Genomic DNA, 22,602 nt, shown 5'->3' on the forward strand with positions numbered 1-22,602 from the left:
GATCGGTTACAAATTGACCATGTGGGTCTACATTCTCAAACGCCTGTTGCTTATGATCCCGACGCTGTTCGGGGTGTTGCTGCTGACTTTCGTGGTCATCCAGTTTGTGCCCGGCGGGCCGGTGGAGCAGTACCTGGCCGAAGCCCGTGCAGGCGCTGGCGGCGACAGCGGGGCCTTCAGCTACCGGGGCGGGCAAGGCGTCGACCCGAAGCGGCTTGACGAGATCAAGGCTTTGTACGGCTTCGACAAGCCCGCCACCCAGCGCTTCTGGGAGATGCTGGGCCGTTTTGCGCGCTTCGATCTGGGCACCAGCTTCATGCACAACAAGTCGGTGAGTGAGCTCATTGCCGAAAAGCTGCCGGTGTCCATCAGCCTGGGGCTTTGGACCTTTCTCATCAGCTACGGCGTGGCCGTACCGCTGGGGGTGGCCAAGGCGGTGCGCGCCGGTTCGCGCTTCGATCTGGTGACCACGCTGCTGGTGCTGGTGGGCTACGCCATCCCGGGCTTTGTGCTGGGGGTGGCGCTGCTGGTGATCTTCGGCGGGCAGTTGCAATGGTTTCCGCTGCGCGGCCTGACCTCGGCCAACTGGGACGAGCTGAGTTGGGGCGCCCGCGTCGTGGACTACCTCTGGCACATCACGCTGCCGATCACCGCCATGGTGCTGGGCAGTTTCGCCGTCACGGCCATGCTGACCAAGAATGCCTTTCTGGAAGAAATCCGCAAGCAGTACGTGATGACCGCGCGTGCCAAGGGCCTGAGCGAGCGCAGCGTGCTGTGGAAGCACGTCATGCGCAACGCGCTGATCCCCATCGTCACCGGGTTCCCGGCCGCCTTCGTGGGGGCGTTCTTCACCGGCTCGCTGCTGATCGAAACGCTGTTTTCGCTCGATGGCCTCGGCCTGCTGAGCTACGAAAGTGTGATCCGGCGCGATTACCCGGTGGTGCTGGGCACGCTGTTCCTGTTCACGCTGATCGGGCTGGTGACCAAGCTGGTGTCCGACCTGTGCTACGTCTGGGTCGATCCCCGGGTCAAATTCGATTGAGCGCCGACGGGCCATGACGACCACATCCCTTTCACCTTCGCGCCGGGCCTGGCAGCGCTTTCGCCGCAACCGCCTGGGGTATGGGAGCTTGCTGCTGTTCTGTGCGCTCGTGATGCTCAGCCTGATGGCCGAGCTGATCTCGAACGACCGCCCGCTGCTGGTGCGCTACGAAGGCCAGCTCTACGTGCCGCTGGTCCAGGATTACCCCGAGACCGTGTTCGGTGGCGACTTCGACACGCCCACCGACTACCTGGACCCCTTCATCCGTGCGCAACTGGCCAAAGACGGCAACTGGGCGGTCTACGCGCCCAACCCCTACGGGCCGAACACCTTGAACTACTTTGCCAAGGCACCGAACCCGTCGGCGCCGACCGCCGACAACTGGTTCGGCACCGACGACCGCGGGCGCGATCTGCTGGCGCAACTGATCTACGGCTTTCGCGTCAGCGTGCTGTTCGCGCACGCGCTCACCGCCATCGGCACCGTGCTGGGCATCGTGACGGGCGCCATCCAGGGTTTTTTCGGCGGCAAGACCGATTTGGCGTTCCAGCGCTTCATCGAAATCTGGGGCTCCATGCCCGAGCTGTACCTGCTGATCATCTTCTCGGCCGTGTTCGCGCCCAGCGTGGGCCTGTTGCTGGTGCTGCTCAGCCTGTTCGGCTGGATGGGCCTGTCCGACTACGTGCGGGCCGAATTCCTGCGCAACCGGCAGCTCGATTACGTGCGCGCCGCGAGGGCCATGGGGCTGAGCAACGGGCAGATCATCTGGCGCCACGTGCTGCCCAACAGCCTGACGCCGGTGGTCACCTTCCTGCCGTTCCGCATGAGCGCGGCCATTCTGGCGCTCACCTCGCTGGATTTCCTCGGGCTGGGGGTGCCACCGGGCACGCCCTCGCTGGGCGAGTTGCTGAGCCAGGGCAAGAACAACATCGACGCCTGGTGGATCTCGCTGTCCACCTTCGGCGTGCTGGTGCTCACGCTGCTGCTGCTGACCTTCATGGGCGATGCGCTGCGCGATGCGCTCGACCCGCGCAAGCAGGACTGACCAAATGACAGAGACAGCCGTTTCCCCTTTGCTCCAGGTGCGCGATCTGCGCGTGGCCTTTCGGGGCCGTCCGGTGGTGCACGGCATCGGTTTCGACCTGCATGCGGGGGAAAAGCTCGCGCTGGTCGGTGAATCCGGTTCCGGCAAGACGGTCAGCGCCCTGAGCCTGTTGCGGCTGGTGCAGGGCGCGACCGTGCAGGGGCAGGCGCTGCTGGACGGTCGCGACCTGCTGACGCTGAACGAGCGCGCGCTGCGTGGCGTGCGTGGCGGCGACATCGCCGTGGTGTTCCAGGAGCCCATGACCGCCCTCAACCCGCTGTATGCGGTGGGCGACCAGATTGCTGAAGTGCTGCAACTCAAGCGTGGTCTCACGGGTGCCCAGGCAACTGCGGCCACGGTGGAGTTGCTGGCGTCCACCGGCATTCCAGAGCCGGCGCGGCGGGCCCGCGCCTTCCCGCACCAGCTCAGCGGCGGCCAGCGCCAGCGCGCCGTGATCGCCATGGCACTGGCCAGCCAGCCCCGGCTGCTGCTGGCCGACGAGCCCACCACGGCGCTGGACGTGTCCTTGCGCGGCCAGATCCTGGATTTGCTGTCCGATCTGCAACGCCAGCACGGTATGGCCGTGCTGCTCATCACGCACGATCTCAACCTGGTGCGCCGCTTCGCGGATCGCGTGGCGGTGATGGAAAAGGGGCATCTGGTGGAGCAGGGCGCGGTGGCCGAGGTGTTTGCCAGGCCGCAACACGCCTACACCCGGCAATTGCTGGACAGCCGACCGGTGCGCAACGTCTGCGAAGACCCGGTGCCAGCCGATGCCCGGCCGGTGCTGCAGGCGCAAGGCCTGACCGTGCATTACCCCGTGCCGCAGCCCGGCCTGGCGGGCTGGTTCCGCGCCGGGCGTTTCACCGCCGTGAAAGGGGTCGATCTGGCCGTCCCGCCGGGGCGCACGCTGGGCGTGGTGGGTGAGTCCGGCTCCGGAAAATCCACCCTGGCGCTGGCCACGCTGGGCCTGCAGGCTTGCGAGGGTCAGCTGCAGGTTGTCGGGCAGGACTGGCAGGCAGCCGCCCGGGCCGGGCAGTTGCGTGCGTTGCGCCGGCAGGTGCAGGTGGTTTTCCAGGATCCGTTTTCTTCGCTCTCGCCGCGCATGACCGTGGAGCAGATCGTGGGGGAGGGCCTGGGCATCCACGAACCGGGGCTGGATGCTGGCCAGCGCCGCGAACGCGTGCTGGCCGCCCTGGCCGATGTGGGTCTCGCACCGACCGCCGATGGGGGCGCCGACTGGTTGCAGCGCTATCCCCACGAGTTTTCGGGCGGGCAGCGTCAGCGCCTGGCCATCGCGCGGGCACTGGTGGTGCAGCCCTCGCTGCTGGTGCTGGACGAGCCCACCAGCGCGCTGGACGTGACCGTGCAGCGCCAGGTACTGGCCTTGCTGCAGCGCCTGCAGCGCGAACGCGGCCTGAGCTACCTGCTCATCACCCACGACATCGACGTGATCCGGGCCATGGCGCACGAGGTGGTGGTCATGAAGGACGGCCAGGTGGTGGAGCGGGGTGAGTGCAGGGCCTTGCTGCGCGCGCCACAGCACCCCTACACGCAAACACTGGTACAGGCTGCCGCCTGAGTCGGTTATTTTTCGGGTTGATTTTCGTCAATCCCCCATGCTGGCACACCGTCTATAAACCCGGGTTCCGTGCCGGCATGCGGCTTTTTCGCCTGCTACCGATGGCCATGACTTCCGCTTCCGCCCTTTCGTCCCAAACACCCGGCCCCATTCCTGTGGGCCTGCACTCGCCCTGGCGCTGGCTGGCGCTGGGTTGGGCCGACTTTCGCCGCAACCCCTTGCCCGGCCTCGTGCACGGCGCGCTGCTGGCGGCTTTTGGCTGGCTGTTGCTCTGGGCGGTCCATGACCGCTTCTGGCTCCTGGCGGGCGCGTTCTCGGGCTTTCTCATCGTGGCACCGATTCTGGCCACCGGGCTTTACCACGTGAGCCGGGCTGCTGGTGCGGGCCGGCGAGCCGGGCTGGGCGAGGTGGCCGGGCTGTGGCGCTCGGGCGACGGTCGCCTGGTGCGGTTCGGGCTGTTGCTCGGGCTGGCCGGCACGGGCTGGGTGCTCACCTCGGCCGGCCTGATCACGCTCTGGTCGGCCGAACCCATCCGGCAGCCGGTCGATTTCCTGCGCCATGTGGTGCTGGCGCGCGAACTGGGCCTGTTCGAAGTCTGGCTGCTGCTGGGCGCCTTGCTGGCCGCACCGGTGTTCGCCTCCAGTGTGGTGGCCATTCCGATGCTGGTGGACACCAGTGTGCCGGTCAGCATGGCCGTGGCCGAGAGCTGGCGCGCGGTGGCCGATCATCCCGTGCCCATGGTGCTGTGGGCTGTCATGATCGCCCTTCTGATCGGCCTGGGCATGGTCACGGCCCTGCTGGGCCTGGTGGTGCTGGTGCCCGTGATTGCGCACGCCAGCTGGCACGCCTACTGCGATCTCACACGCCGCCCGGCCAGCGGCCATGTCACCCAGTCGGCGCCCGCCTGAGCTGCCGCCATCCCGAACCCATGGAAAACACGATTTTTGGCTACACAGAGGGGCAGATTGCCCAGTTCGGCCTGACTTTTGGTGTCGGTGCCTTCATTCTCTACATGCTGTTCATCGTGTTGAACCTGGCGCTGGAGGCCAAGGCGGGCAAGTTCGGCACCTTCATCCTGTTTCTGGTGTTGTCGCTGGGCATGCTGGGCTTCATCGCCAAAAACGTGATTCAGTGGATCCTGGGTATCTGATAAAGCAATTGGCTTGCCAGTGCGTTGCCGAACAGGTTACAATACGAGCTTCACGACCAAATGGGCGGGTTACTACCGGCCCATTTTTTTTGGTCGCACGTTTTTCACCTTTTTGGGGCGCCCGTTTCGGGGGCCTTGTTGCATTCTCAACCACATTCAAGGCGCTTCACGAACCGATGGCCTGGCAAGAAACCGTTGCGCAAACCGTGGCCGGACTCGGCTTCGATCTGGTGGACCTCGAACGTTCTGCCGGTGGCTTGCTGCGGGTGACCATCGACTTGCCCTGGGAGCCGCCGGCCGAGGGGCAGGCCGCCAGCGTGGAGCAGTTTGTGACGGTGGAGGATTGCGAGACCGTGACCCGGCAACTGCAGTATCTGCTGGAAGTGGAAAACGTGGATTACCGGCGACTGGAAGTCGGCTCACCAGGCATCGACCGCCCGCTGCGACACCAGAACGACTTCCTGCGCTTCACCGGCCAGGTGATTGACATCACCCTGAAGGCGCCGATCGGCGCCACCGGTACGGAGGTGGCGGCCAACCGCAAAAAATTCCGCGGCACGCTCGAGCGCGCCGACGAGGAGGGCCAGTGGCGCATCGTCTGGAGCGATGAGCCGCCGGTCAAGCCGGGTCAGCGCGTGAGCAAGAAGCGGGTGCAGGCCCCGTTGCAGGCGCTGACCTTCCGTCTGGACGAATTGCAGCAGGCGCGTCTGGCGCCGCTGGTGAGCTTCAAGGGGCGGGGCGCCGCAGGCGCCTGAGCCCCGAGTGGACCCGGGAGGGTTGGCTGGGCCAGAACCTCCGATACCCGATTTGACGTACCTGGAAAAAGAAAACTGGAAAGGTGGGCGAGTGAAATGAATCGCGAAATGTTGATGCTGATCGATGCCATCTCGCGCGAAAAGAACGTCGAGCGCGACGTGGTGCTGGGCGCCGTGGAGCAGGCGCTGGCCTCGGCCACCAAGAAGCTGTACAAGGGCGAAGTGGACATCCGCGTGGCCATGGACCCGGATTCCGGCGCCTACGAAACCTTCCGTCGCTGGCTGGTGGTGCCCGACGAGGCGGGGCTGCAGAACCCCGATGCCGAAGAACTGCTGACCGATGCGCGCGACGAGATCGCGGATATCGAGGTGGGCGACTACATCGAAAAACCGGTCGAAAGCGTGCCGATCGGCCGCATTGGCGCCATGGCCGCCAAGCAGGTGATCCTGCAGAAGATCCGCGACGCCGAGCGCGAAATGCTGCTCAACGACTTCATGAGCCGTGGCGACAAGATCTTCGTGGGCACGGTCAAGCGCCTGGACAAGGGCGACCTGATCGTCGAAAGCGGCCGCGTGGAAGGGCGCCTGAAGCGCTCGGAAATGATTCCGAAGGAAAACTTCCGCACCGGCGACCGCGTGCGCGCCATGATCATGGAGGTGGACCTGACGCTGCGCGGCGCGCCCATCCTGCTGTCGCGCTCCGCGCCGGCCTTCATGATCGAGCTGTTCCGCCAGGAAGTGCCCGAGATCGAGCAGGGCCTGCTCGAAATGAAAGCCTGCGCCCGTGACGCAGGCTCGCGCGCCAAGATCGCCGTGCTCTCGAACGACAAGCGCATCGACCCCATCGGCACCTGCGTCGGTGTGCGGGGTTCGCGCGTCAACGCCGTCACCAACGAACTGGCTGGCGAACGCGTGGACATCGTGCTGTGGTCTGACGATCCGGCCCAGTTTGTGATCGGTGCGCTGGCACCGGCCAACGTGCAGTCGATCGTGGTCGATGAAGAGAAGCACGCCATGGATGTGGTGGTGGACGAGGAAAACCTCGCCATCGCCATCGGCCGCGGTGGTCAGAACGTGCGCCTGGCGTCGGAGCTGACCGGCTGGCGCATCAACATCATGACCGCCGACGAATCGGCCCAGAAGCAGGCCGAGGAAGCCGACGGCATCCGCAAGGTGTTCATGGCCAAGCTGGACGTGGACCAGGAAATCGCCGACATCCTGATCGAGGAAGGGTTCACCAGCCTCGAAGAGGTGGCCTATGTGCCGCTGCAGGAAATGCTGGAAATCGAATCCTTCGACGAAGACACGGTCAACGAGCTGCGCGCCCGCGCCAAGGATGTGCTCCTGACGATGGAAATCGCCAAGGAAGAAAGCGTGGAAGAGGTGTCGCAGAACCTGCGAGACCTCGATGGGATCACGCCCGAGCTGATCGCCAAACTGGCGGACGGTGGCGTGCACACGCGCGACGAACTGGCCGACCTGGCCACCGACGAATTGACTGACATCACCGGTCAAACCCCCGAAGAAGCCACGGCCCTGATCATGAAGGCCCGCGCGCACTGGTTCAGCGGCGACGAAACGCCGGCATCGCACTGAACCCAGGAGGAACGAGCGGAGAACCCCACCTATGACAAGTACCACCGTCGCTGAACTCGCTGCCGAACTGAATCGCCCCACCAACCTGCTGCTGGAACAACTGGCTGCGGCAGGCGTGACCAAGGGCTCGGGCGGCGACACCGTCACTGAAGCCGACAAGCAATCTTTGCTGCAACACCTCAAGGCCGCGCATGGCACTGCCGGGGGCGAGCGCAAGAAGATCACGCTGGTCAAGAAGTCCACGACCGAAATCAAGCAGGCCGATGCCACCGGGCGCGCCCGCACGATCCAGGTCGAGGTTCGCAAGAAGCGCACCTTCATCAAGCGCGACGACGAGCCGTCCGCACCGGCTGAGGCATCCGCACCCGTGGCGGCAGCGCCGGCGGTACCCGTGATCGACGAGGCCGAACTGGCACGCCGGGAAGAGGAAGCCAGCCGCCAGGCCGAACTGCTGCGCCGTCAGGAAGAAGAGCTGGCGCGCAAACGCCAGGAGCGCGAAGCGGAAGAAGCCCGTCAGGCCGAACTGGCCCGCCAGGCTGCCGAAGCAGAGGCTGCGGCCCAGGAAAAGGCCCGCCAGGCCCAGGCCGCCGAACAGGTTGCCAGCAAGGCCGCGCCTGCTTCCGAATCGGATCAGGCCGAGGCCCAAGCCCGCCAGAAGGCGCAGGAAGAAGCCCGTGCCCAGGCTGCCAAGGCCCAGGCAGACCAGGCCGCCGAAGCGAAGCGCCTGGAAGAGCAGCGCGCCGCCGAACTGCTGGAGCGCCGCCGCAAGGCCGAGGCCGAAGCGGCCAACATCCGCGCGATGATGGCTGCCCCGGCACGCACGCTGGTGGCCAAGAAGCCGGAGCCGCCGCCTGAAGCCAAGGCCGGCATCAAGGGCACGTTGCACAAGCCCGCCGGTACGCCGGGCGCGGCCAAGCCGGCCGGTGCGACCGCTGGCGCGGCCGCCGGTGCAGGTGGCAAGAAGGAAGTCAAGTCGGAGAACCTGTCTTCGACCTGGAAAGACGACGCTGCCAAGAAGAAGGAAATCAAGACCCGGGGCGACACCTCGTCGGGCCGGGGCAACTGGCGCTCGGGTCCGCGCGGCGGGCGCAAGGGCGACCGCGACAGCCGCGACCAGTCGTCCTTCGCAGCACCGACCGAGTTCAAGCAGCTGGAAATCCACGTGCCCGAAACCATCACCGTGGCCGAGCTGGCGCACAAGATGGCGCTGAAGTCGTCCGAGGTGATCAAGCACCTGATGAAGCTGGGCCAGATGGTCACCATCAACCAGCCGCTGGACCAGGACACGGCCATGATCGTGGTCGAAGAACTGGGCCACAAGGCGGTGCAGGCGGCGCTGGACGATCCGGAGGCTTTCACCGAAGAGGAAATGGCGCACCACGATGCCGATCAGGCGCCGCGCGCGCCGGTTGTCACCGTCATGGGCCACGTCGACCACGGCAAGACCTCGCTGCTGGACTACATCCGCCGCGCCAAGGTGGCGGCGGGCGAAGCTGGCGGCATCACGCAGCACATCGGCGCCTACCACGTCGACACGCCGCGGGGCATGGTCACTTTCCTCGACACCCCGGGTCACGAGGCCTTCACGGCCATGCGGGCTCGCGGTGCGCAGGCGACCGACATCGTGATTCTGGTCTGCGCCGCCGATGACGGTGTGATGCCGCAGACCAAGGAAGCGGTCAAGCACGCCAAGGCGGCAGGGGTGCCCATCGTGGTGGCCATGACCAAGGCCGACAAGCCGGACGCCAACGTCGAACGCGTGAAGGCCGAGCTGGTGGCCGAAGAAGTCGTGCCCGAAGAGTTCGGTGGCGATTCGCCCTTCATCGCCGTGTCGTCCAAGACGGGCATGGGCATCGACGATCTGCTGGAGCAGGTGCTGCTGCAGGCCGAGGTGCTGGAGCTCAAGGCGCCGGTCGATGCCATGGCCAAGGGCCTGGTGATCGAAGCACGTCTGGACAAGGGCCGTGGCGCCGTGGCCACCGTGCTGGTGCAGTCCGGCACGCTCAAGGTGGGCGATGTGGTGCTGGCAGGCCAGACCTCTGGCCGCGTGCGCGCCATGCTCGACGAGAACGGCAAGCCGGCCAAGGAAGCCGGCCCGTCGATCCCGGTGGAAATCCAGGGCTTGGCCGAGGTGCCGCAGGCGGGCGACGAATTCATGGTCATGGCCGATGAGCGCCGGGCCCGTGAAATCGCCACCTACCGCGCCGGCAAGTTCCGCAACACCAAGCTGGCCAAGCAGCAGGCCGCCAAGCTGGAGAACATGTTCTCCGACATGTCGGCGGGCGAGGTCAAGACCCTGCCCATCATCGTCAAGGCCGACGTGCAGGGTTCGCAGGAAGCGCTCTCGACGTCGCTGCTCAAGCTCTCCACCGAAGAGGTGCGGGTGCAACTGGTGTATGCCGGTGTGGGCGGCATCAGCGAGTCCGACGTCAACCTGGCTATCGCTTCCGGCGCCATCGTGATCGGCTTCAACGTGCGGGCCGAAGCCGGCGCGCGCAAGCTGGCCGAGGGCAACGATGTCGACATCCACTACTACAACATCATCTACGACGCCGTGGACGAGTTGAAGGCGGCGATGTCGGGCATGCTGGCGCCCGAAAAGCGCGAGGAAGACATCGGCACGGCCGAGATCCGCACCGTGTTCGTGGCCTCGAAGATCGGGACCGTGGCCGGCTGTATGGTCACCTCGGGCTTCGTCACCCGCAGCGCGCATTTCCGCCTGCTGCGCGAGAACGTGGTCATCTACACGGGCGAACTCGAATCGCTCAAGCGTATGAAGGACGATGTCCGCGAAGTGCGCGAAGGCTTCGAGTGCGGTATCAAGCTCAAGAACTACAACGACATCAAGGAAGGTGATCAGCTGGAGTTCTTCGAGGTCAAGGAAATCGCCCGGACGCTGTAAACCATGGCGAAGAAGTCCTCCGTTCCCAACCGCGGGTTCCGCGTGGCCGACCAGATCCAGCGCGATCTGGCCGAGCTGATCGCGCGCGAACTCAAGGACCCGCGGGTGGGTATGGTCACCATCAACGCGGTCGAGGTCACCCCCGACTACGCGCACGCCAAGGTGTTCTTCAGCCTGCTGACCGGCAACCCGGAAGAGACGGCCGACGGCCTGAACGCGGCCGCAGGCTTTCTGCGCAGTGGCCTGTTCAAGCGCCTGCACATCCACACCGTGCCGACGCTGCATTTCGTGTTCGACCGCACCACCGAGCGTGCGGCCGACATGAACGCCCTGATCGCCAAGGCCGTGGCCTCCCGTTCCAAGGACGAGGACTGAGATGACGGCTGCTCCTCGTGCACGGGTGCAGCGTCGCCCCGTGCACGGGGTTCTGCTGCTCGACAAACCGCTGGGCTTCTCCAGCAACCAGGCTTTGCAAAAGGCCAAGTGGTTGCTGCGCGCCGAAAAAGCCGGTCACACCGGTACGCTCGATCCACTCGCCACCGGGGTGTTGCCGCTGTGTTTTGGCGCTGCCACCAAGTTCAGCCAGCTGCATCTGGATGCCGACAAGACCTACGAAACCGTCGTCCGCCTGGGCGTGCGCACCAGCACGGCAGACGCCGAGGGCGAAGTGGTTCAGACGCGGCCGGTGACCTGCACGGTCGGGCAGGTGGTCGAGGTGCTGGACCGTTTCACCGGACCGATCGAGCAGGTTCCTCCGATGCACAGCGCGCTCAAGAAGGACGGCAAGGCCCTCTACGAATACGCCAGAGAGGGCGAAACGGTCGAGCGCGCGCCGCGCCGCGTGACCATCCACGACCTGGAACTGCTGGACATGCAGTTGCAGGGTGATGCCCCCAGCCTGCGCCTGCGCGTGCGCTGCTCCAAGGGCACCTACATCCGCACGCTCGGAGAAGACATGGGCGAGGCCCTGGGCTGCGGTGGCCATCTCACGATGCTGCGCCGCGTGCAGACGGGCCCTTTCAGCACCGAGCAGTGCCTCACGGTCGAGGCGCTGGAGGCGATGTCCGAAGCCGAGCGCCTGCAGCGGCTGCTGCCGGTGCAATCCTTGCTTGCCGATCACACGGGCGTCACGCTCGATGCCGACAATGCCGGGCGTTTTCTCAGCGGCATGCGCCGCCGGGGTGCCTGGCCCGATGCGCCGCATGTGGCCGTGTACGGCCCGCCGGCCGATTCCACCCGTCCGGGCGCGGTGCTGCTGGGCAGCGCCCACACCCAGGCCGGCGAACTCATCCCGGGGCGGCTGCTGAGCCCCACCGAAATACAGCAAATCCTGGAACCTGCAACATGAGCAAACAGATCCGCAACATCGCCATCATCGCCCACGTCGACCATGGCAAAACCACCATGGTGGACCAACTGCTGCGCCAGTCGGGCACCTTCGCCGACCACGAAAAAGTCGTGGACACGGTGATGGACAACAACGCCATCGAACGCGAACGGGGCATCACCATCCTGGCCAAGAACTGCGCCGTGAGCTGGCAGGGCACGCACATCAACATCGTCGACACCCCGGGGCACGCGGACTTCGGTGGTGAAGTGGAGCGCGCGCTGTCGATGGTTGATGGCGTGGTGCTGCTGATCGATGCGCAGGAAGGTCCGATGCCGCAGACGCGCTTCGTGACCAAGAAGGCGCTGGCGCTGGGTCTCAAGCCCATTGTGGTGGTCAACAAGGTCGACAAGCCCGGCGCCAACCCCGACAAGGTGATCAACGCCGCCTTCGACCTGTTCGACAAACTCGGGGCGACCGACGAACAGCTCGATTTCCCCGTGGTGTACGCCTCGGGCATCAACGGCTGGTCGTCGCTGGAAGAGGGCGAACCGGGTGAGCAGTGGGGCCCGGACATGTCGGCGCTGTTCGACACGGTGCTCAAGCACGTGCCGCCAAACACCGGGGACGCTTCCGCTCCGTTGCAGCTGCAGATCTCCGCGCTGGACTACAACAGCTTCGTGGGCCGCATCGGTGTCGGCCGCATCAGCGCCGGCACGATCAAGCCGGCGATGGACGTGCTGGTGATGGAAGGCCCGGACGGCAAGCAGTTCAAGGGCCGTGTCAACCAGGTGCTGACCTTCCAGGGCCTGGACCGCATCCAGGTGCAAGCGGCTGGCCCCGGCGACATCGTGCTGATCAACGGCATTGAGGACGTCGGTATCGGCGTGACCCTGACCGACCCGGCCAACCCGAGCCCGCTGCCCATGCTGAAGGTGGACGAGCCCACGCTGACCATGAACTTTTGCGTGAACACCTCGCCGCTGGCGGGGCGCGAAGGCAAGTTCGTGACCAGCCGCCAGATCTGGGACCGCCTGCAGAAGGAACTGCAGCACAACGTGGCCCTGCGCGTGAAGGAAACCGACGAGGACGGCATTTTCGAAGTGTCGGGCCGCGGTGAACTGCACCTGACCATCCTGCTGGAAAACATGCGCCGCGAAGGCTACGAGCTGGCGGTGTCGAAGCCGCGCGTGGTGTTCAAGGACATCGACGGCGTCAAGTGCGAGCCGATCGAGCTGGTCACCGCCGACATCGAAGAAGGCCACCAGGGTGGTGTGATGCAGGCCCTGGGTGAACGCAAGGGCGAACTGGTCAACATGGAACCCGATGGTCGCGGCCGTGTGCGCCTGGAGTACCGCATTCCGGCCCGGGGCCTGATCGGTTTCTCGAACGAGTTCCTGAACCTGACGCGCGGTTCCGGCCTGATCGCCAACATCTTCGACGGCTACGAGCCGCACAAAGGCGAGATCGGCGGGCGCAAGAACGGCGTGCTGATCTCCATGGACGACGGTGAAATCTTCACCTATGCCCTGGGCAAGCTGGACGACCGCGGCCGCATGTTCGTCAAGGCCGGTGACCCGGTGTACGAAGGCATGATCGTCGGTATCCACAGCCGCGAGAACGACCTGGTGGTCAATGCCACCCGCACCAAGCAGCTGACCAACTTCCGCGTCAGCGGCAAGGAAGACACCATCAAGATCACGCCCCCCATCGAGCTGACGCTCGAATACGGCGTGGAATTCATCGATGACGACGAACTGGTCGAGATCACGCCCAAGAGTGTGCGGCTGCGCAAGCGTCACCTGAAGGAACACGACCGCAAGCGCGCCTCCAAGGAGGCTTGACCCGCGGGCGCCCGCCGCGCAGCTCACCATGCCGTTTCAACTGCTCAGCCGCCTGACGCACACCCAGGCGGTCTTTCTCATGGTGGCGGTGACCCTGATGTGGTCGATCGCCGGGGTGGTGGCACGGCAACTCGAAAGTGCGGCGCGTTTCGAGGTGACTTTCTGGCGCAGTGTCTTCACCGCGCTCTCGTTGCTGGTGATCCTGCCCTGGTGGCGAGCCGCCGACCGCGCGGCTGGCCTGCTACCGGATGACCCGGCATCGGGGCGCTTGCAGCGCCTGTGGGGCGTGCAGCCTGGTGCGCGGGCTTTCTGGATTTCCGGTGTCTGCTGGAGCGTGATGTTCACCGCCTTCATGCTGGCGCTGACCTTCACCAGCGTCGCCAACGTGCTGGTGATCATGGCAGCCGCGCCGCTGCTGACGGCACTCGTGGCTCGCTTTGCCATCGGCCAGTCGCTGCCCTGGCGCACCTGGGGCGCCATCGTGGCCGCCGGTCTGGGCATTGTCTACATGTACGGCGCACAGTGGCTGGGCGCGCTGCGGGACGACAGCGTGAGCGCCTCGGCGCTGGTGGCCGGTACGCTCATTGCCGCCTGCGTTCCTGTGGCCGCCTCCGTCAACTGGACCGTCGTGCAGCGCAGCCAGTCGCATGGGCAGCGCATCGATCTGGTGCCTTCCGTGTTGCTGGGTGCGCTGATCTCGACCCTGGCGACGCTGCCGCTGGCCTGGCCTTTCCACGCCACGGGGAAGGACATTGCTTGGCTGGCGCTGCTGGGTCTTTTCCAACTGGCCATTCCATGTGCCTTGGCCGTGGTCTGCGCGCGTGCACTCAAGGCCCCGGAAGTCTCGCTGCTGGCCCTGCTGGAGGTGATTTTCGGCATTTTGCTGGCGTGGCTGGGCGCGGGCGAAGCGCCCGGTCATGCGGTGCTCACGGGCGGTGGTGTGGTCATCGCCGCCCTGGTGCTCAACGAGTGGCTGGGCTGGCACAGCCGGCGCGGCACCCCACGTATCCAGACTTTGCAATCCGAGGGCCGGCACCATGGCCCCCGACCCTGAAGACCACCGAGGAGCCTTGCCATGAACACCCCTGCCGTTTCACCGTCCGCGCCCGAAGCCTTTGTGGTCGCTGAAGTCCGGGGCCGCGTTGGCTGCCTCACCCTCAACCGACCCAAGGCGCTCAACGCGCTGTCGCTGGCCATGGTGCGCGACATCACGGCCGCGCTGCTGGCCTGGCGTGACGACGCCCAGGTGCTGGCCGTGACGATCCGCGGCATGGGCAAGGAGGGGCCGTTCGGTGCCTTCTGCGCGGGGGGCGACATCCGCTTCTTTCACCAGGCGGCGCTGGCAGGCGACCCGACGCTCGAGGACTTCTTCACCGAGGAGTACGCGCTCAACCACCTGATCCACACCTACCCCAAGCCCTACATCGCCTTCATGGACGGCATCTGCATGGGTGGCGGTATGGGCGTGAGCCAGGGGGCCAGCCTGCGCATGGTGACCGAGCGCTCCAGGCTGGCCATGCCGGAGACCAACATCGGCCTGTTCCCGGACGTGGGCGGGGGGTTCTTCCTCAGCCGCTGCGCCGGGCGGCTTGGTGAGTACCTGGCGCTCACTGGCCTGGTGCTGGGTGCGAACGAGGCGGTGGCAGCCGGGCTCGCCGACATCGTGGTGGACACCGGCCGGCTGGTGGGGCTGTGGGAAAGCCTCGGGACCACGCCTTTCGAAACCGGCGAAGCGGTCGAGCGCTGGTGCCGCACGTATGCGCTCAAGAACGTGGCGCCTGCCGCCTGGCCGCTGGCCGAGATCGACCGGGTTTTCGCGCTGGACAGCGTGATGGTCATCGTCCAGGCGCTGGAGGGGGGTAGCAGCGACTGGGCCCGCGACACCGCCGCGCTGTTGCGCAAGCGCTCGCCGTTGATGCTGCACGTGGTGCTGGAACAGGTGCGCCGTGCCCGTGGCATGGGCCTGGCCGAGGATCTGCGCATGGAGCGCGACATGGTGCGCCGGTGTTTCCACCTCCGCCCCGGCGTGGCCAGCGAAACCGTGGAAGGCATCCGAGCGCTGGCGGTGGACAAGGACCACCAACCGCGCTGGAATCCGGATCGCATCGAAGCGGTACAAGCCGCCGACGTGGCGGCGTTCTTCGACAGCCCCTGGCCCGCCCACGCCCACCCCTTGCGCGGCCTGGCTTGAAAGCGGGCCCGGGCTCAGGAGCCGGGGGACGCCGCTGACAGTTGCTGGTGCACGGTCTGGGCGAGCGCGAGCAGTTCGGCCCGGGGCAGTGCGCCGGCCAGGGCATAGCCGGTGCCTTGCTCCACCCAATAAAAACGCGCCACGCCCCGGTCGTCGGAAAACCGGAAGGCGGTCTCGGCGCTGTCCTCTGACGGCAGGCCACCGATGTAAAGCGTCAGGCGCAGCTGCCGGTCGTTTTCGAACATGAACTGCGCCCGTGCCCCCTCGTCGCCAGGCAACAACCGGCCGCCGACGAGCTGGTACCCGAAGGGTTTCAGGTGGGGCACCTGCAAGGAGCGTCCGAGGCGGCGCGAGAGCCACTGCACGAGGTGGTCGTGCTGCGCGGCTGTGACCTCCACCGGATGCCGGGTCTCCGGCGTGTAGACCGCGTGTGCGAGCGCTGCATCCTGCGCAAAGTGGCGGGCCATCAGGGCCGGGCTGTTGGCGGGCAGGTCGCCATGCGACCACCAGCCCGAGGCAAAAGCCAGCACGACCATGAGCGTCATTGCTCCCACGCGTCCGATGCGTCGCGCGCGGGCGCGGCTGGCGCCTGCCTGCCGCGCCTGGGCGACCCAAGCCTCGGGCAGCGGCTCGCGCACCGAGTCGGCGTGCAGCGTCTGCAGCAGGGCATCCTGTTGTGCCCAGGCCTCGGTTTCGGCCGTGTCGGCAGAGAAGGGCGCGTGAAGGTCTTTCATGGGGGGGCTTACTTGAGGCGTCGCAGCGGCGCCGGCGCGGTGGTGGGCGCCGGGCGGGCTGGCGCCTCCATGAGTTCGCGCAAACGGGCTCGGGCGCGCGACAGGCGCGACATCACCGTGCCGAGCGGAATGCCCAGCACACGCGCCACGTCGGCATACGGCATGTCCTCCATGCCCACCAGCAACAGCACGCAGCGCTGCTCGTCGGGCAACAGCAGCAGGCAACGCTGCAGGTCCAGCAGGTCGTCGCGCCGCGAAGCCGGTCCGGGCAGATCGGTGTCTTCGGGATCGACCCCCACCGCCACGGGGCGTGCCAGCGCCGAGCGGCGCCCATTCAGGTAGGTGTTGTGCATCACCGTGAACAGCCAGGCCCGCAGGTCGGAGCCCGCCAGCCAGAGCCGCCAGCGGCTGCAGGCGCGCTCCAGGGTGTCCTGCACCAGATCGTCGGCGGCCCAGGCATCACCGGTCAGCGCCCGGGCATAGCGCCTCAGGGCTGGCAGGTGCTGGAGCAACTGGTCCTGTTCCACGGCGTGCCCGGTCCGGCGCCGAGCTCAGGGGCGGGCGGTGCGCCAGAGGTTGTTGACGCCGTTGCCGGTGATGTCGCCGGGCTGGGCGTCCTTGATCCAGAAGTACAGGGGTTTGCCCTGGTACGCCCATTGTTTGCGGCCGTCGTCGCGCGTGATGACCGTGTAGCCACTGCGGGCCTGGTCCGACTCCTGCGCCAGCAGCGGGGGCCAGTTGGTGGCGCAGGGCCCGTTGCAGACCGATTTGCCGCTGTGGGCCACATCGCGGTCAAAGGTGTAGAGCGTCATGCCGTTGGGGCCGGTCAGCCGGTCCTGGCTGGCCAAAGCGGGGGCGCTTGCGGGCGTGCTGCAGGCGGTGAGCACGGTGGCGCTCAGCGTGAGGGCGAGAAACAGAGGGCGCATGGATGAACTCCTGGTGGTGAGGGGAACATCGACATGAACACACGAGGTGGCTGGTTTATTCCGCCCCGGTCGAAAAAATCAGCGATGGCGGCTCTTCATCGCGCGTTCGACCTCGCGCTTGCCTTCGCGGTCCTTGATGGTGTCGCGTTTGTCGTGCTCGGCCTTGCCGCGCGCCAGCGCGATCTCGCACTTGACCCGGCCACTTTTCCAGTGCAGGTTCAGAGGCACGAGGGTGAAGCCCCGCTGTTCGACCTTGCCGACCAGCCTCTGGATCTGCTCCTTGTGCAGCAGCAGCTTCTTGGTGCGGGCGGCTTCGGCCGTGAGGTGGGTGGAGGTGGTGCGGATGGGATTGATCTGGCAGCCGATGAGAAACAGCTCGCCCTGCCGGATCACCACGTAGCCATCGGTCAGCTGGACCTTGCCTTCGCGCAGGGCCTTGACCTCCCAGCCCTGCAGCACGAGGCCGGCCTCGTACCGCTCTTCGATGTGGTAATTGAAGAGAGCCTTTTTGTTGTCGGCAATGCGCGCGTCGGCGGGCTTGCCCTTGTCGGATTTGCTGGGTTTGGTGACCATGGAATACAGGTGGGGGTGCGATGGTGGATTTCCATGGCCCCTACAATGACAGCAGCGTGTCGCCGCGCCGGCACGCCGGTTGGCGGCGTTGCCAAGCGCCCGATTGTATGAAAACGATCCACAAGTCTGTTCTGCTGTGGCACAGCGCGCCCGAAATGTTCGCGCTGGTGACCGATGTGCAGCAATACCCCCAGTTCCTCCCGTGGTGCGACCACACCGAAGTGCTCGAATCCGATCAGCACGGCATGGTGGCGCGCGTCGGCATGGCCCTGAGCGGGTTGCGCCAGAGTTTCACGACCCGCAACCACCACACCGAGGGCCAGCAGGTGAAGATGGCCCTCGTGGACGGGCCGTTCTCGCACCTGGAAGGCGTCTGGGATTTCATCCCGCTGGGCGACGGGTCGCAGAAGGCTTGCAAGGTGGAGTTCCGCCTGACTTACGGCTTCTCCAGCATGGCCCTGGCGGCACTGGTTGGTCCGGTCTTTGACCGGATCGCCGGCAGCCTGGTGGATGCGTTTGTCAAACGGGCCGACCAGGTCTACGGCAGCGCATGAGGATCAGCCTGGTCTACGCACCCGTGCCCCGTTCGGTGCAGGAGTTGGTCATGGAGGTGCCCGATGCCTGCACCCTGCAACAGGCCTTGCAGTTGTCGGGCTGGCTGCAGCGGTTTCCGGAAATCGGCAGCGAGCGGCTGCAGTTGGGCATCTGGAACCACCGCGCTGCGGCTGAAACCATGTTGCGCGAGGGCGACCGGGTCGAGATCTACCGGCCTTTGCGGGTCGATCCCAAAGTCGCGCGGCGGGAGCGTTTTGTCGGGCAGGGGGCCCGATCGGCCGGCCTGTTCTCGCGCCGCCGGCCCGGCGGCAAAGCGGGCTACTGACGCCGCCCGGCCAGCATCAACGCGCCACAGTGGCGTCGGAGGCGGGTAGGGGCCCGCAATCGGACTTGATGATCTCGTCGATGCGGCGGGATTCCGAGGCCCGCGCGGCGTCGTCCATGATCTCGCGCTCGCCCTTGGCATTGGTCGTGGCCACCCGGATACCCGAGTCCAGCGTGGTCTTGGCGCGTTTGGCCCGCTCGCAGTTTTCGGCCCGGGTCTTGACGAACTTTTCCTGCTCGGCCTTCCTTTTGGCGGCTTCGGCCTGCTCAGCCTGTTTTTTGCGCGCTTCCAGTTCCGTGTCCTGTGTCGCGGGACGGGGTGTTGCCGGCGCTGCAGCCGCCTGCGTGGGAGGCGCGTCGGGTGTCTCGGTCGGGCTGGGGGGCGCCACGGCACGACCACCAGGGCGCTTGAGAATGTTCTTGTCGGGCGTGCCGGCTGGCGGCGGGGTATCGCTGAAGACGCGCTGGCCCCGGCCATCGATCCACTGCCATTGGGCGAACGCGCTGCCGGTACCCAGCAGAAGCACCAGGGCCAGCAAGACCGGACGGGCCACGGATCGCGAGGGCAGCGAAGAGGAGGCAGAGGACTTCATGGCTTCAGTGTACTGCCGGGCGACGGGCGTCCGGGTGTAACGAATTGCATCCTGCGGATGGGCGGACATCCGGAGGGTGTGGCCGGATGTCCGGTCGAACAGATCGCTGGACGACGGTGGCGAAAGCGCGCGGGTACAATAGTGTTTTTGGAGCTTTATCCATGCGCCTCCTCGGCAAAGCGCTCACTTTCGACGACGTTCTGCTCGTCCCGGCCTATTCGCAAGTCCTGCCCAAGGACACCTCGCTGGCCACCCAGTTCACCCGCAACATCAAGCTCAACCTGCCTCTGGTCTCGGCGGCCATGGACACGGTGACCGAAGCCCGACTGGCCATCGCCATCGCGCAGGAAGGTGGCATCGGCATCATTCACAAGAACCTTTCGGCGCAGGAGCAGGCCGCGCACGTGGCCAAGGTCAAGCGCTACGAGTCCGGTGTGCTGCGCGATCCGGTGGTGATCACGCCCCAGACCACGGTGCGCCAGGTCATGAAGCTCTCGGACGACCTGGGGGTTTCCGGGTTTCCGGTGGTGGATGCGGGCAAAGTGGTCGGCATTGTCACCGGCCGCGACCTGCGCTTCGAAAATCGCTACGACCTGCCGGTCAGCGAGATCATGACGCCGCGCGAGCGCCTGATCACGGTGCCCGAAGGCACCACGCCCGAACAGGCCAAGGCGCTGCTGAACAAGCACAAGCTCGAGCGCCTGCTGCTGGTCAACGACGCCTTCGAGCTCAAGGGCCTGATCACGGTCAAGGACATCACCAAGCAGCTGAATTTCCCGAATGCCGCACGGGACGTTGCCGGCCGCTTGCGCGTGGGTGCTGCGGTGGGCGTGGGCGAGGGCACAGAAGAACGTGTCGAAGCCCTGGTCAAGGCTGGTGTGGACGCCATCGTGGTCGACACCGCACATGGCCACAGCAAGGGTGTGATCGATCGCGTGCGCTGGGTCAAACAGAACTACCCGCAGGTGGATGTGATTGGCGGCAACATCGCCACCGGCAGCGCCGCGCTGGCGCTGGTGGAGGCCGGTGCCGACGGTGTCAAGGTCGGTATCGGCCCCGGTTCCATCTGCACCACCCGCATCGTGGCGGGCGTGGGCGTGCCGCAGATCATGGCGATCGACAACGTGGCCACCGCGCTGCAGACCACCGGCGTGCCGATGATCGCTGACGGCGGCATCCGCTACAGCGGCGACATTGCCAAGGCCATTGCGGCCGGTGCCAACACGGTGATGATGGGTGGCATGTTCGCTGGCACCGAAGAAGCCCCGGGCGAGATCGTGCTGTACCAGGGTCGCAGCTACAAGAGCTACCGCGGCATGGGCTCCATCGGCGCCATGCAGCAGGGCAGTGCCGACCGCTACTTCCAGGAAAGCAGTACCGGCAACCCCAACGCCGACAAGCTGGTGCCCGAAGGCATCGAAGGCCGTGTGCCCTACAAGGGCTCGGTCGTGTCCATCATCTACCAGATGGCCGGCGGCCTGCGCGCTTCCATGGGCTACTGCGGTTGCCCGACCATCGAGCACATGCGCGCCAAGGCCGAATTTGTCGAGATCACCTCGGCCGGCATTCGCGAGAGCCATGTGCACGACGTGCAGATCACCAAGGAAGCGCCGAACTACCGCGCGGACTGACCAGTCCCGCTCATCAGGCCGTCCACCGGGACGGCCTTTTTCTTTTTCCTGCAGACATCACCGAACGCCATGCAGCACCAGAAAATCCTCATTCTCGATTTCGGTTCCCAGGTCACGCAACTGATCGCGCGCCGCGTGCGCGAGGCGCATGTGTACTGCGAAGTGCATCCCTGCGACGTGAGCAGCGACTGGGTCCGTGAGTTCGCTGCCGACGGTCAGCTCAAGGGCGTGATCCTCTCGGGCAGCCATGCCAGCGTCTACGAGGTAGACGACAAGGCGCCCGACGCGGTATTCGAGTTGGGCATTCCTGTGCTGGGCATCTGCTACGGCATGCAGACCATGGCGCAGCAACTGGGTGGCAAGGTCGAGGCCGGCCACACCCGCGAGTTCGGTTACGCCGAGGTCCGTGCGCGGGGCCACACAGCGCTGCTCAAGGACATCGCCGATTTCACGACCCCCGAAGGGCACGGGATGCTCAAGGTCTGGATGAGCCACGGCGACAAAGTCACCGAGATGCCGCCTGGTTTCAAACTCATGGCCAGCACCGACAGTTGCCCGATCGCCGGCATGGCCGACGAGGACCGCGGCTACTACGCCGTGCAGTTCCACCCCGAGGTGACGCACACCGTGCAGGGCCGGGCGCTGCTGGAGCGCTTTGTGCTGGAGATCTGCGGCACACGGCCCGACTGGATCATGCGCGACCACATCGAAGAGGCGGTGCAGAAGATCCGCGAGCAGGTGGGCGACGAAGAGGTCATTCTCGGCCTGTCTGGCGGCGTGGACTCTTCCGTGGCGGCGGCGCTGATCCACCGCGCCATCGGCGACCAGTTGACCTGTGTGTTTGTCGACCACGGCCTGCTGCGCCTGCACGAGGGCGACATGGTGATGGACATGTTCGCTGGCAAGCTGCACGCCAAGGTGATCCGGGTCGACGCCAGCGAGCTGTTCCTGGGCAAGCTGGCCGGTGTTGCCGAGCCCGAACAGAAGCGCAAGATCATCGGCGGCCTGTTCGTCGACGTGTTCAAGGCCGAAGCCGCCAAGCTCAAGGCTGCCGGCAACGGCACCAAGGGCGCCACCTTCCTGGCCCAGGGCACGATCTACCCCGACGTGATCGAATCCGGCGGCGCCAAGAGCAAGAAGGCGGTGACCATCAAGAGCCACCACAACGTGGGCGGCTTGCCCGAACAACTGGGTCTGAAGCTGCTGGAGCCGCTGCGCGACCTGTTCAAGGACGAGGTTCGCGAACTCGGCGTGGCGCTGGGTCTGCCGCCCGAGATGGTCTACCGCCACCCGTTCCCGGGCCCGGGCCTGGGCGTGCGCATCCTGGGCGAGGTCAAGAAGGACTACGCCGACCTGCTGCGCCGTGCCGACGCGATCTTCATCGAGGAACTGCGCAACTTCAAGGACGACGCCAGCGGCAAGACCTGGTACGACCTGACCAGCCAGGCCTTCACGGTCTTCCTGCCCGTCAAGAGTGTGGGCGTGATGGGCGATGGCCGCACCTACGACTACGTGGTCGCGTTGCGTGCGGTGCAGACCAGCGACTTCATGACCGCTGACTGGGCCGAGCTGCCGTACGCGCTGCTCAAGAAGGTGTCCAGCCGCATCATCAACGAAGTGCGCGGCATCAACCGCGTGACCTACGACGTGAGCTCCAAGCCGCCCGCGACGATCGAGTGGGAATGAGTCAAGATCGTCCCAAGGTGTTTCGGAACATCCCAGGAAAACCCGATTTTGCTGTGGGGACAATGACTTAGCGTCCCACGGCGTCCCATCGAATCCCAGGGCGTCCC

At 66.1% G+C, this 22,602-nt stretch carries 22 protein-coding genes; 17 read left to right on the forward strand and 5 right to left on the reverse strand.

Going from position 1 to position 22,602, the window contains the following annotated elements; genetic code table 11:
• The first annotated feature begins 19 nt into the window (after nt 1-19).
• The 13 genes from QQK43_RS04065 to QQK43_RS04125 all read left to right on the forward strand — a co-directional run bounded on the left by QQK43_RS04065 (nt 20) and on the right by QQK43_RS04125 (nt 15,473).
• Nucleotides 20-1,042, forward strand: a complete 1,023-nt coding sequence (locus QQK43_RS04065) for a microcin C ABC transporter permease YejB (protein ID WP_234265850.1) — start codon at nt 20-22, stop codon at nt 1,040-1,042.
• Nucleotides 1,043-1,055: 13 nt separating this feature from the next.
• A complete protein-coding gene (locus QQK43_RS04070; RefSeq protein ID WP_284306787.1) occupies nt 1,056-2,087 on the forward strand; it encodes an ABC transporter permease in 1,032 nt (343 codons plus the stop codon).
• A gap of 4 nt (nt 2,088-2,091) precedes the next feature.
• Nucleotides 2,092-3,708, forward strand: a complete 1,617-nt coding sequence (locus QQK43_RS04075; RefSeq protein ID WP_284306788.1) for an ABC transporter ATP-binding protein — start codon at nt 2,092-2,094, stop codon at nt 3,706-3,708.
• 107 nt (nt 3,709-3,815) lie between these two features.
• Nucleotides 3,816-4,616, forward strand: coding sequence for a DUF2189 domain-containing protein (locus QQK43_RS04080; protein WP_284306789.1), 801 nt, complete (start codon nt 3,816-3,818; stop codon nt 4,614-4,616).
• A 20-nt stretch (nt 4,617-4,636) separates the two neighbouring features.
• Nucleotides 4,637-4,858, forward strand: a complete 222-nt coding sequence (locus tag QQK43_RS04085; protein WP_234265846.1) for a DUF2788 domain-containing protein — start codon at nt 4,637-4,639, stop codon at nt 4,856-4,858.
• Nucleotides 4,859-5,034: 176 nt separating this feature from the next.
• Nucleotides 5,035-5,613, forward strand: a complete 579-nt coding sequence (rimP, locus tag QQK43_RS04090; protein WP_284306790.1) for a ribosome maturation factor RimP — start codon at nt 5,035-5,037, stop codon at nt 5,611-5,613.
• Nucleotides 5,614-5,709: 96 nt separating this feature from the next.
• On the forward strand, nt 5,710-7,209 hold the full coding sequence (gene nusA / locus QQK43_RS04095; protein WP_284306791.1) for a transcription termination factor NusA: 1,500 nt from the start codon (nt 5,710-5,712) through the stop codon (nt 7,207-7,209).
• 31 nt (nt 7,210-7,240) lie between these two features.
• Nucleotides 7,241-10,111: a translation initiation factor IF-2 gene (gene infB / locus QQK43_RS04100; protein WP_284306792.1), complete on the forward strand. Its 2,871-nt coding sequence runs from the start codon at nt 7,241-7,243 to the stop codon at nt 10,109-10,111.
• 3 nt (nt 10,112-10,114) lie between these two features.
• Nucleotides 10,115-10,486 (forward strand): 30S ribosome-binding factor RbfA, encoded by a 372-nt coding sequence (rbfA, locus tag QQK43_RS04105; protein WP_234265842.1) that lies wholly within the window; start codon nt 10,115-10,117, stop codon nt 10,484-10,486.
• Between the two features lies 1 nt (nt 10,487).
• Complete coding sequence (gene truB / locus QQK43_RS04110) at nt 10,488-11,459, forward strand: tRNA pseudouridine(55) synthase TruB (RefSeq protein ID WP_284306793.1); 972 nt, start codon at nt 10,488-10,490, stop codon at nt 11,457-11,459.
• A complete protein-coding gene (gene typA, locus QQK43_RS04115; RefSeq protein WP_234265840.1) occupies nt 11,456-13,282 on the forward strand; it encodes a translational GTPase TypA in 1,827 nt (608 codons plus the stop codon). Before truB ends, typA begins: the two co-directional genes overlap by 4 nt.
• 28 nt (nt 13,283-13,310) lie before the next feature.
• Nucleotides 13,311-14,336: a DMT family transporter gene (locus QQK43_RS04120; RefSeq protein ID WP_284306794.1), complete on the forward strand. Its 1,026-nt coding sequence runs from the start codon at nt 13,311-13,313 to the stop codon at nt 14,334-14,336.
• A 21-nt stretch (nt 14,337-14,357) separates the two neighbouring features.
• Nucleotides 14,358-15,473, forward strand: a complete 1,116-nt coding sequence (locus tag QQK43_RS04125; protein WP_234265838.1) for an enoyl-CoA hydratase/isomerase family protein — start codon at nt 14,358-14,360, stop codon at nt 15,471-15,473.
• 14 nt (nt 15,474-15,487) lie between these two features.
• Here the strand turns inward: QQK43_RS04125 and QQK43_RS04130 are convergent, their stop codons facing one another.
• From QQK43_RS04130 to smpB, 4 genes are all read right to left on the reverse strand, one after another.
• The gene (locus QQK43_RS04130; RefSeq protein ID WP_234265837.1) at nt 15,488-16,207 is read right to left on the reverse strand and encodes an anti-sigma factor family protein; all 720 of its coding nucleotides are present in this window, start codon (nt 16,205-16,207) and stop codon (nt 15,488-15,490) included.
• 8 nt (nt 16,208-16,215) lie between these two features.
• A complete protein-coding gene (locus tag QQK43_RS04135) occupies nt 16,216-16,734 on the reverse strand; it encodes a sigma-70 family RNA polymerase sigma factor (protein ID WP_234265836.1) in 519 nt (172 codons plus the stop codon).
• Between the two features lie 24 nt (nt 16,735-16,758).
• Nucleotides 16,759-17,133 carry a COG4315 family predicted lipoprotein gene (locus QQK43_RS04140; RefSeq protein WP_284306795.1) on the reverse strand — a complete coding sequence of 125 codons (375 nt, stop codon included), beginning with the start codon at nt 17,131-17,133 and terminating at the stop codon, nt 16,759-16,761.
• 78 nt (nt 17,134-17,211) lie between these two features.
• Nucleotides 17,212-17,706: an SsrA-binding protein SmpB gene (smpB, locus tag QQK43_RS04145; protein WP_234265834.1), complete on the reverse strand. Its 495-nt coding sequence runs from the start codon at nt 17,704-17,706 to the stop codon at nt 17,212-17,214.
• Between the two features lie 107 nt (nt 17,707-17,813).
• Between smpB and QQK43_RS04150 the strand changes: the two genes are divergently transcribed.
• Together QQK43_RS04150 and QQK43_RS04155 are read left to right on the forward strand one after the other, a co-directional pair.
• Nucleotides 17,814-18,260 carry a type II toxin-antitoxin system RatA family toxin gene (locus QQK43_RS04150; protein WP_284306796.1) on the forward strand — a complete coding sequence of 149 codons (447 nt, stop codon included), beginning with the start codon at nt 17,814-17,816 and terminating at the stop codon, nt 18,258-18,260.
• Nucleotides 18,257-18,586: an RnfH family protein gene (locus tag QQK43_RS04155; RefSeq protein WP_234265832.1), complete on the forward strand. Its 330-nt coding sequence runs from the start codon at nt 18,257-18,259 to the stop codon at nt 18,584-18,586. The genes QQK43_RS04150 and QQK43_RS04155 overlap by 4 nt, the downstream gene beginning before the upstream one ends.
• Nucleotides 18,587-18,602: 16 nt before the next feature.
• On the opposite strand, the gene QQK43_RS04160 is transcribed toward QQK43_RS04155, so the two are convergent.
• The gene (locus QQK43_RS04160; protein WP_284306797.1) at nt 18,603-19,178 is read right to left on the reverse strand and encodes a DUF4124 domain-containing protein; all 576 of its coding nucleotides are present in this window, start codon (nt 19,176-19,178) and stop codon (nt 18,603-18,605) included.
• Between the two features lie 161 nt (nt 19,179-19,339).
• On the opposite strand from QQK43_RS04160, the gene guaB reads away from it, so the two are divergent.
• Both guaB and guaA read left to right on the forward strand, forming a co-directional pair.
• The gene (gene guaB, locus QQK43_RS04165; RefSeq protein WP_284306798.1) at nt 19,340-20,809 is read left to right on the forward strand and encodes an IMP dehydrogenase; all 1,470 of its coding nucleotides are present in this window, start codon (nt 19,340-19,342) and stop codon (nt 20,807-20,809) included.
• 69 nt (nt 20,810-20,878) lie between these two features.
• On the forward strand, nt 20,879-22,495 hold the full coding sequence (gene guaA / locus QQK43_RS04170; RefSeq protein WP_284306799.1) for a glutamine-hydrolyzing GMP synthase: 1,617 nt from the start codon (nt 20,879-20,881) through the stop codon (nt 22,493-22,495).
• Nucleotides 22,496-22,602 lie beyond the last annotated feature (107 nt).

The sequence above is a fragment of the Hydrogenophaga electricum genome, from assembly GCF_030160815.1.
Taxonomy (GTDB): Bacteria; Pseudomonadota; Gammaproteobacteria; order Burkholderiales; family Burkholderiaceae_C; genus Hydrogenophaga; species Hydrogenophaga electricum.

What these genes read in the sequence shown, in the direction of transcription:
- QQK43_RS04125 (WP_234265838.1), top strand. Translation starts at nt 14,358, where the DNA reads ATGAACACCCCTGCCGTTTCACCGTCCGCGCCCGAAGCCTTTGTGGTC.
- truB (WP_284306793.1), top strand. Translation starts at nt 10,488, where the DNA reads ATGACGGCTGCTCCTCGTGCACGGGTGCAGCGTCGCCCCGTGCACGGG.
- QQK43_RS04120 (WP_284306794.1), top strand. Translation starts at nt 13,311, where the DNA reads ATGCCGTTTCAACTGCTCAGCCGCCTGACGCACACCCAGGCGGTCTTT.
- QQK43_RS04130 (WP_234265837.1), bottom strand. Translation starts at nt 16,207, where the DNA reads ATGAAAGACCTTCACGCGCCCTTCTCTGCCGACACGGCCGAAACCGAG.
- QQK43_RS04160 (WP_284306797.1), bottom strand. Translation starts at nt 19,178, where the DNA reads ATGAAGTCCTCTGCCTCCTCTTCGCTGCCCTCGCGATCCGTGGCCCGT.
- QQK43_RS04070 (WP_284306787.1), top strand. Translation starts at nt 1,056, where the DNA reads ATGACGACCACATCCCTTTCACCTTCGCGCCGGGCCTGGCAGCGCTTT.
- QQK43_RS04065 (WP_234265850.1), top strand. Translation starts at nt 20, where the DNA reads ATGTGGGTCTACATTCTCAAACGCCTGTTGCTTATGATCCCGACGCTG.
- infB (WP_284306792.1), top strand. Translation starts at nt 7,241, where the DNA reads ATGACAAGTACCACCGTCGCTGAACTCGCTGCCGAACTGAATCGCCCC.
- guaB (WP_284306798.1), top strand. Translation starts at nt 19,340, where the DNA reads ATGCGCCTCCTCGGCAAAGCGCTCACTTTCGACGACGTTCTGCTCGTC.
- QQK43_RS04150 (WP_284306796.1), top strand. Translation starts at nt 17,814, where the DNA reads ATGAAAACGATCCACAAGTCTGTTCTGCTGTGGCACAGCGCGCCCGAA.
- nusA (WP_284306791.1), top strand. Translation starts at nt 5,710, where the DNA reads ATGAATCGCGAAATGTTGATGCTGATCGATGCCATCTCGCGCGAAAAG.
- QQK43_RS04155 (WP_234265832.1), top strand. Translation starts at nt 18,257, where the DNA reads ATGAGGATCAGCCTGGTCTACGCACCCGTGCCCCGTTCGGTGCAGGAG.
- QQK43_RS04085 (WP_234265846.1), top strand. Translation starts at nt 4,637, where the DNA reads ATGGAAAACACGATTTTTGGCTACACAGAGGGGCAGATTGCCCAGTTC.
- rbfA (WP_234265842.1), top strand. Translation starts at nt 10,115, where the DNA reads ATGGCGAAGAAGTCCTCCGTTCCCAACCGCGGGTTCCGCGTGGCCGAC.
- QQK43_RS04075 (WP_284306788.1), top strand. Translation starts at nt 2,092, where the DNA reads ATGACAGAGACAGCCGTTTCCCCTTTGCTCCAGGTGCGCGATCTGCGC.
- smpB (WP_234265834.1), bottom strand. Translation starts at nt 17,706, where the DNA reads ATGGTCACCAAACCCAGCAAATCCGACAAGGGCAAGCCCGCCGACGCG.
- guaA (WP_284306799.1), top strand. Translation starts at nt 20,879, where the DNA reads ATGCAGCACCAGAAAATCCTCATTCTCGATTTCGGTTCCCAGGTCACG.
- QQK43_RS04080 (WP_284306789.1), top strand. Translation starts at nt 3,816, where the DNA reads ATGACTTCCGCTTCCGCCCTTTCGTCCCAAACACCCGGCCCCATTCCT.
- typA (WP_234265840.1), top strand. Translation starts at nt 11,456, where the DNA reads ATGAGCAAACAGATCCGCAACATCGCCATCATCGCCCACGTCGACCAT.
- rimP (WP_284306790.1), top strand. Translation starts at nt 5,035, where the DNA reads ATGGCCTGGCAAGAAACCGTTGCGCAAACCGTGGCCGGACTCGGCTTC.
- QQK43_RS04140 (WP_284306795.1), bottom strand. Translation starts at nt 17,133, where the DNA reads ATGCGCCCTCTGTTTCTCGCCCTCACGCTGAGCGCCACCGTGCTCACC.